The organism is Flammeovirga sp. EKP202 (assembly GCF_014534745.1).
Classification (GTDB): Bacteria; Bacteroidota; Bacteroidia; order Cytophagales; family Flammeovirgaceae; genus Flammeovirga.
Window position 1 is genome coordinate 1 of record NZ_JACVVP010000124.1, and the last position, 936, is coordinate 936.

Sequence of the window (936 nt, forward strand, 5' to 3'; positions counted from 1 at the left end):
TTATTAGCTATGACATCAGTAGCAACTGCTCAAACAGATACTCCAATTGATGTTACACCAGAGACGTTCAATAGAGCTGAATCAGACTTTATGTATCAAGCCATCATCAATAATGCAGAAGGAGAGTCAAACACCTATTACCACTTTAGAAATATCACACAGTTAGATAAACAAACGGTAATTAGAATGAACCGTGACGTGTTATATAGTGGAAGTGTTTGGGATAATAAAAAAGGTTTGACAATTACTTATCCTGAAACAGATGGCAGATACGCTACAATTCAAGTGATGGATAACGATCACTATACCTTAGATATTTTCAATAAGCCAGGTACTTATGAATTAGCACCAGCCGAAACGGATTATGTTTATTTAATCTTGAGAATTCAAGTAATTGATCCATTAGATCCACAAGAAATTCAATATATCAATGATCTTCAAAATCAATTTACAGCGGTTTCAAAATCAAATGAGTCATTCCCTCAACATAATTGGAATTTAGAGTCATTGGCAGATTTAAGAGCACAATATGTAAGTGATGCTCTTGAATATGATAGCTTTGACGGAATGCAAGGTAAAAGAGGTGAAGTAAATGAGAAGACAAGACACATTGCTACAGCAGCAGGATGGGGCTTACTTCCAGAAGAAGCGGCTACTTACCTTATCTTTGGTGAAGATGTAGAAAAAGGTGCTCCTTATAAATCTACCTTCGAAGTACCTGAGAATACAGGTTTCTGGTCGATCACAGTTTACAATGCTGATGGTTATATGGAATCGGATAATAATATCGTTAACTCATCTAATGCAACGTTCAATGATGATGGGACTTTTACAGTCTACTTTGGTTCAGAAGAGCAAGTAGGTGATGTTCCCAATAGATTAGACGCTCCTGCTGATGGTTGGAATTACTTATTAAGAATCTACGAGCCAGGACAG

Annotated in this window: 1 protein-coding gene; it reads left to right on the forward strand. The window is 36.5% G+C overall.

Going from position 1 to position 936, the window contains the following annotated elements:
* The coding region (locus tag IC221_RS29235; RefSeq protein ID WP_223241537.1) for a DUF1214 domain-containing protein at positions 1-936 on the forward strand (936 nt) is incomplete at both ends.